Annotated in this window: 4 protein-coding genes and 1 rRNA gene; 2 read left to right on the forward strand and 3 right to left on the reverse strand. The window is 67.1% G+C overall.

Features of this window, described 5'->3' with window-relative positions; translation table 11 throughout:
• On the forward strand, positions 1-1,913 hold a 1,913-nt coding region (locus EFY87_RS10055; protein ID WP_148043303.1), incomplete at its 5' end, for a thioredoxin domain-containing protein.
• 9 nt (positions 1,914-1,922) lie between these two features.
• Here the strand turns inward: EFY87_RS10055 and EFY87_RS10060 are convergent.
• A complete protein-coding gene (locus EFY87_RS10060; protein WP_123271362.1) occupies positions 1,923-2,816 on the reverse strand; it encodes an amidohydrolase family protein in 894 nt (297 codons plus the stop codon).
• A 75-nt stretch (positions 2,817-2,891) separates the two neighbouring features.
• Between EFY87_RS10060 and EFY87_RS10065 the strand changes: the two genes are divergently transcribed.
• Positions 2,892-3,362: a phosphoribosyltransferase gene (locus EFY87_RS10065; RefSeq protein ID WP_123271363.1), complete on the forward strand. Its 471-nt coding sequence runs from the start codon at positions 2,892-2,894 to the stop codon at positions 3,360-3,362.
• Between the two features lie 13 nt (positions 3,363-3,375).
• Here the strand turns inward: EFY87_RS10065 and lysX are convergent, their stop codons facing one another.
• A complete protein-coding gene (lysX, locus tag EFY87_RS10070) occupies positions 3,376-6,804 on the reverse strand; it encodes a bifunctional lysylphosphatidylglycerol synthetase/lysine--tRNA ligase LysX (protein ID WP_245988577.1) in 3,429 nt (1,142 codons plus the stop codon).
• Positions 6,805-6,977: 173 nt separating this feature from the next.
• Positions 6,978-7,068 (reverse strand): 5S ribosomal RNA (gene rrf / locus EFY87_RS10075); the annotation flags it as partial.

Consider the following 7,068-nt stretch of genomic DNA (forward strand, 5'->3'; position numbering starts at 1 on the left):
GGTGGGAGTGGGGACCCGAAGCGCTTGACGAGGCGGCACGGCGAGACGTCCCGATCCTGCTGTCCGTCGGGTATGCCGCCTGTCACTGGTGCCACGTCATGGCGCACCAGTCGTTCGAGGATCCCGACGTCGCGGCGGTCGTCAACGCCGGCTTCATCGCGATCAAGGTGGACCGGGAGGAGCGGCCGGACATCGACGCGGCATACATGACGGCGACCACTGCCATGACCGGCAATGGCGGCTGGCCGATGACGTGCCTGCTGACACCCGACGGCAAGCCGTTCTTCGCTGGCACCTACCTGCCGAAAGCCCAGTTCCTGCAACTCCTTTCGGCTTCCCGGCACGCCTGGGAGAACCAGCACGACCAGGTCCTCGCGTCCGGGGAGAACGTCACCCGGCAGCTCGCCGCCGCGGCCGAGCGGGGCGCTCCGGTCGCCATCACCGATGAAGCGACCCGCACGGCGGTGACAACGCTGGGTCGGTCGTATGACGAGGCGCATGGCGGCTTCGGCGGCGCTCCGAAGTTCCCGCCTGCCATGGTCCTGGAGTTCCTGCTGCGCCATCACACTCGCACCGGAGACGACGAAGCCCTGCGGATGGTCGAGCACACCTGCGAGGCGATGGCGCGCGGCGGCATCTACGACCAACTCGCCGGCGGGTTCGCGCGTTACAGCGTCGACGCGACCTGGACAGTCCCCCACTTCGAAAAGATGCTCTACGACAACGCCCAGCTGCTGCGCGTCTACGCACATCTGTGGCGAGTCAGCCACAGTCCTCTCGCGGCCCGAATCGCCACGGAGACAGCAGAATTCATCATCCGCGACCTCGGCACCCTCCACGGTGGGTTCGCCAGCTCGCTCGACGCGGACACCGGCGGCGTCGAAGGTGCCACCTACGTCTGGCGCCCCGACGAACTGCAGACGGCCCTCGGGGGCCCGGACGGCGCACGTGCAGGCGAGCTACTCGGCGTGGCGGCCGCCGACAACTTCGAGGACGGCAGATCCACCCTCAGCCTGCACCGCGACCCGGACGACGAGACCTGGTGGTCGAGTGCCCGCGCGACCCTGCTTGCGACGCGCGCGCAGCGACCACAACCGGCCCGCGACGGGAAGGTCGTGACGTCCTGGAACGGCCTGGCGATCAGTGCTCTCGTGGAAGCATCAATGATCCTGGCCGTGCCCGAATGGCTCGACTCCGCAACGAAATCCGCAGAATTCATCCTCGGCAGCCACCTCGTCGACGGACGTCTGCGACGCAGTTCCCTCGACGGCACCGTGAGCGGTGCACCAGGTGTCGCCGACGACTACGGCAACTTCGCCGAAGCCCTGCTCGTCCTGCACCAGGCAACCGGCGATGAGCGCTACCTGACACACGGGCGCGAACTGCTCACCACGGCCGCGCAGATCTTCGCCGGGCCGTCCGGCGGATTCCAGGACGCCGCCTCGGACGGGGAGCGGCTCTTCTTCACGCCGCGTGGTGCAGGCGACAACGCCGAACCCTCCGGCACCTCAAGCCTCGCCGGAGCACTGCTGATGGTGAGCGCACTCACCGGAGAGACCAGCTTCCGCGACCGCGCCATCGATGCGCTGTCCGCAATGGGCGAAATCGCCACGCAGGCACCGCGATTCGCCGGGTGGACACTCGCCACGGCTGAAGCAGCGCTCGCCGGGCCGCTGCAGATCGCGGTGGTCGGGGACGGTCGCGCCGCACGCGGCCTGACTCGTGCCGCGTGGGGGACGCCGTCGGCCGGTGCCGTCATCGTGTATGGCGAGCCGGACTCGACGCGGAGCCCGCTCCTGGCCGGGCGGTCGCTGGTCGACGGACGCGCCGCGGCATACGTCTGCCGGGGTTTCGTCTGCACCGCACCCGTCACCGACCGCGACGAGCTCGTCACACAGTTGCGCGGAGACTGACCCCGCGCGTCAGTCGCGCACCCGGAGCAGGCGGGATCCATTGTGCCACAGCACATCCCGCATCCAGTCGTCACCGAGATCGAGCCCGGCCAACGCGCTGAGCTGCTCGGCATACGGGTAGGGGATGTTCGGGAAGTCCGACCCGAGCACAACCCGTTCGCGCAGGTCCACGAGCCGCGCGGGGTACCCGCCCGGCAACGGCGCGAATCCATTGGTGAAGTCGGTCGCGATCATCGTCGTGTCGAGATGAACATTGTCGTAGTGTTCCGCGAGGTCAGCGAACTCGTGGTACTCCGGCATACCGGCGTGGGCAATCACCAGGGTGAGGCGCGGATGCCTCTCCAGCACTCGCGCGATGCCTTCCGAACCGGTGAACTCCCCTGCAATCGGAGCAGATCCAGCGTGTATGACGATGGGCACTTCCGTATCGCACAGCAGCGACCAGGCGGGGTCGAGCAGCTCGTCGTCCGGTGCGAACCTGCCCACCTGCACGTGCACCTTGAACAGCTGCGCGCCGTCGGCGAGCGCCTCGGCGACATACTCCGCCACGTCCGGCTCGGGATAGAGCGTTCCGCAGTGGACACCGTCCGGCACCCGGGCGGCGAAGTCGCGACACCAGTCGTTGAGCCAGCGCGCCATGCCTGCCTTGTGCGGGTAGGCGAGTGCCGGGATGGCACGGAGCCCGAAGTCGCGCAGCAGGTGCAGCCGGGTCCGTTCGTCGAAACGGTAGGTGATCGGCCACGGCGTGCCGTAGTGCTGTTCGGCCTGGTCGAAGTAGGCCCACACCTTGCGCAGCATCGGTTCCGGGAGAAAGTGCACGTGGATGTCCGCCAGACCCGGAATGCCGAGTGTCCGAAGGTAGCCCGGGATCTCGGCATCGCAGCGCGGACCGGGAGTCGTCATATGGCGCCCTCGCCCGCATCCGTCATCCTGCAAGACTACTGACCCCGCCCGATCCCGATGGAGTTGAATACTTCCATGACCGCGCAGCGCGAAGTGCTCACCTGGGACGTATTCGGCAGTGCGAGCCGCGAGCTCGCCCAACAGATCCACGACTCGGGATACCGGCCGGACCTGATCATCTCGATCGCCCGCGGCGGCCTGATCCCGGCGGGCGCGATCAGTTATGCACTCGGCATGAAGAACGTCCACGTGCTCAACGTGGAGTTCTATACGGGAGTCGACGAGCGCCTGCCCATGCCGGTGATGCTTCCGCCGGTGCCGCAGCCGGTCGACCTGTCCGGTGCAACCGTGCTGGTCATCGACGATGTCGCCGACACCGGTGGCACCCTCGATCTGGTCCGCACCTTCTGCGAGGGTCACGTCAAAGAGACGCGATGCGCGGTCATCTACGAGAAGTCCCGCTCCGTGGTGAAGTGCGAATACGTCTGGAAGCGCACCGACCAGTGGATCGACTTCCCCTGGTCGAGTCAGCCCGAAATCGGCTGAGGCAGCGGGCGGTTCAATCCTGCGGGCGCACGAACGGGAACGTTAGGGTCGCCTTGATGCTCTGCCCGGTGAGCAGCATCACCAACCGGTCGACGCCGATGCCGAGTCCGCCGGTAGGCGGCATGGCATATTCCAGTGCCGACAGGAACGCCTCGTCGAGTTGCATGGCCTCGACGTCACCCGCGGCCGCCGCGAGCGACTGCTGGGTGAAGCGCTGCCGCTGGTCCACCGGGTCGGTGAGTTCGCTGTAGGCGGTGCCGAGTTCGGCGCCGAATGCCACCAGGTCCCACTGCTCGGTCAGCTTCGGGTTGGTTCGGTGCCGGCGCGCGAGCGGCGAAACTTCAACGGGGAAGTCGCAGTAGAACGTCGGGTATGTCGTCTGCTTCTCGACCAGCGCTTCATAGAGCTCCATGACAAGCTTGCCGGCCGTCTGCTCGGCACGGACCGGAATGTCGTGTTGCTCGCACAGGTCGACCAGTTCGTCCCGGGAAGTCTCGGTCGTGACCGGCACACCGACCGCCTCGGACACGGCGCCGTGGATCGTGATGACCCGCCACGGCGCGGTCAGGTCGACCTCGTCATACCCGCCGGAACCATTGGGCCGCAACGCGATAGGACGCCCATGTGTCCGGGTGGCGACACGAATGATCAGCTCGTGCGTCAGCTCCCGCATGGAGTTGTAGTCGCCGTACGCGGCATACGCCTCCAGGGAGGTGAACTCCGGGTTGTGCGTCGCGTCCGCGCCCTCGTTGCGGAAGTTGCGGCTCATCTCGAAGATCCGCTGCATGCCGCCGACTGCGAGCCGTTTGAGGTAGAGCTCTGGTGCGATGCGCAGATAGAGCTCCATGTTGTACGCGTTGATGTAGGTCTTGAACGGCCGGGCGGTCGCACCGCCATGCACCGGTTGCAGCGTCGGGGTCTCGACCTCGAGGAAGCCGTGGTCGCCGAGCACCGACCGGATCTCGCCGATCGCCGCCGAACGCTGCAGCAGCACCTTGCGCGCCGCCGGATCCAGCATGAGTTCCAGGGACCGGTTGCGTGCGCGCGCATCGTCGCCGAGCCGGCCGTGCAGGTGCGGGACCGGCCGCAGGCACTTGGCGGCCATCTGCCAGCTGGTGAGCAGCACCGACAACTCGCCGTTGCGTGAGGTCGCGACCGGACCGGTCACACTGACCAGATCTCCGAGGTCCACCGTTTTGCACCACAGTTCTCGCGCCGCCTCCGGCGAGTCCGACGCAGTCACCATGATCTGAATCCGGTGGTCGTCGTCATCGAGCACCGCGAAACTCACGCCACCGAGGTCGCGCAGTGCACGCACGCGCCCGGCCACGGATACGACCCGGTCCGTGCAGCGATCCGCGGGGAGGTCGCGGTACTCCGCCACGACGTTGCAGACACGGTCGGTCCGCGCGACGGCGACCGGGTAGGCATCGACTCCCGCCTCGTCGAGGACTTCCAGTTTCCCGCGCCGCACCTGTTGCTGCTCGGAGAGCCGCACCGGGGGCGGCGCCGGCAGCAGCAGCGCGTCCTCTTGCTGACGCACGCGGTCGACGAACCAGGCTTCGGGACGCGGCGGCTGCACGTCGGACGGCCGCGGGCCGGTGAGTACGCGCGGGCCCATCATCGGCACGAAGCCCTCGGCGATGCCCATCGCGAGCCCGGCACGAGGGACGGTGAGTGCGGGGTCATAGCAGAGCAGCCGCGGCACCCAGACCGGCTTGTACTTGTCGTTCGACCGGTAGAGCGTCTCCAGCTGGAAGAAGCGTGAGGCGAAGCCCAGCGCCGCGTCGTTGAGCCGGGTGATCGGGCCGGCGCCGACCTGGTCGGCGCTGCTGAAGACCTCGCGGAACACCGCGAAGTTCAAGGAGATCCGCCGTATACCGTGCTCGGGCCCGGCCGCGATCAACTGCGATACGAGGAATTCGTTCAGGCCGTTCTCCGCGTCGCGGTCGCGTCGCATCAGGTCGAGCGACGCGCCACGCACCCCCCACGGGACGAAGGACAAGAATCCACGGATCGTTCCCGACGGATCGTGTGCAGTGATGATCACGCACCGACCATCCGCGGGGTCACCGAGCCGGTTGAGCGCCATCGAGAACCCGCGTTCGGTCTCCTCACCGCGCCACTCCTCGGCGAGCCGCGCGATCTGCGCCATCTCTTCGGGCGCGACCTCGGAGTGCCGCCGCACCTGCGTGGTGTAGCCCGCACGGGTCAGCCGGGTCACCGCCTGACGTACCGGGCGCATCGAACGCCCGCGCAGCGAGAACGACTCGACATCGATGATCGCCTCGTCGCCGAGCGCAAATGCACGCAGACCGGCCTCGACATACTCCTGAGTGCCCTGCTCGGAACTGGACAGCACCGCGGGGTAGAGGCCGTGTGCCCGGCACTGCTCGAGCCATGCCTGTATGGCGGGCTGCCACGACGCCCGCCTGCCCACCGGATCGGCGCTGGCAACGCTCACGCTGCCTTCGTTGCGATAGGTGACCGCGGCCTGGCCGTCGGCCGCGAACACGACGCTCTTGTCGCGGCGGGTTGCGAAATAGCCCAGTGAGTCGTTCTCGCCGTAGAGCAACAGCAGCCGGCGCACGGCAAGCTCCTCGTCGGCGGTCTGGAACTGACCGCCACGACCGGAACGCAGGAAGATCAGGCTGGCGAGCAGCAACGCGATGGTCGACATGATGCCGGCCAGGCCGTAAATCCAAGGGTGACCACCGTGCCCGTTCAGGCCGGGGGTGGACGGGTCGGAGGCAAGTCCGAAGACCGACCGCACAGAGAAGCGAACGATCTCATGAGTTCCGCGCAAGTTGCCCGGCATCGCCGACGTGAACGCGAGCGTGATGACGAACGAGATCGCCAGGCCCGCGACGAGCACTGCGCTGGCAGCACGCTTGCTCCCGACCGCGAGCCGCGCAGGGAACGCGCTCCGGCTCATGATGACTGCCACCAGCGTCACAAGCCCGATGACGAAGGCGATCGCCGTCATCGGCACACTTGTCAAGAACGCGTGATAGCCGCGGGCAAAGCCCCTTAACCGCAGACGTGAGTCTTCGAAGATGTCCTGGCGAAACATTGCACCCAGGAAGAGCAGCAACGCACTCAGGACACTGAGCACCATCAGAATGACGACGACACCATGGGCGAACCGCAGCCGCCGGCGGATGGCGCCCGACAAGACGAAGAGCAGACAGACGATGAAGAGGCTGGGCTCCGCCGGCACGTTCACCAGGCCGAGCAGGTCGTCGACCATCTCCACGACGATGTTGCCGTGCAGGGGGACACCGATCAGAGACCAGACCGCGGCGAAGAAAAAGAGTCGGCCAACCCAGCGGGCGACTTGTTCCCGCCACGGCACCGCCGCGTGCTGGCGCGCCTGCTCACCCCCGTACGGGTTGAACGAACCACGCAGCATCTTCGGCGTGCGCAACCACTCGCTGCTCACCGATCTCCCTCTGCTCTCCGAAAGCCACGAACAGGCACAATCCTAAGCACGCCTGGCCTAACAGTCGGTGAGCCCAGCCTGGGTGTCTACTGGACCACCGCGGAAGCATCGATGAACAGGGGCATAAAGAAGTGGCCCCGCCCGTTGCCGGGCGAGGCCACTTCGTAATGTTTGTTCGGCGGTGTCCTACTCTCCCACACCCTACCGAGTGCAGTACCATCGGCGCTGAAGGGCTTAGCTTCCGGGTTCGGGATGTGACCGGGC

Origin of the sequence: Flexivirga caeni, assembly GCF_003724155.1 — a bacterium.
GTDB classification, from domain to species: domain Bacteria; phylum Actinomycetota; class Actinomycetes; order Actinomycetales; family Dermatophilaceae; genus Flexivirga; species Flexivirga caeni.

What these genes read in the sequence shown, in the direction of transcription:
- EFY87_RS10060 (WP_123271362.1), bottom strand. Translation starts at nt 2,816, where the DNA reads ATGACGACTCCCGGTCCGCGCTGCGATGCCGAGATCCCGGGCTACCTT.
- EFY87_RS10065 (WP_123271363.1), top strand. Translation starts at nt 2,892, where the DNA reads ATGACCGCGCAGCGCGAAGTGCTCACCTGGGACGTATTCGGCAGTGCG.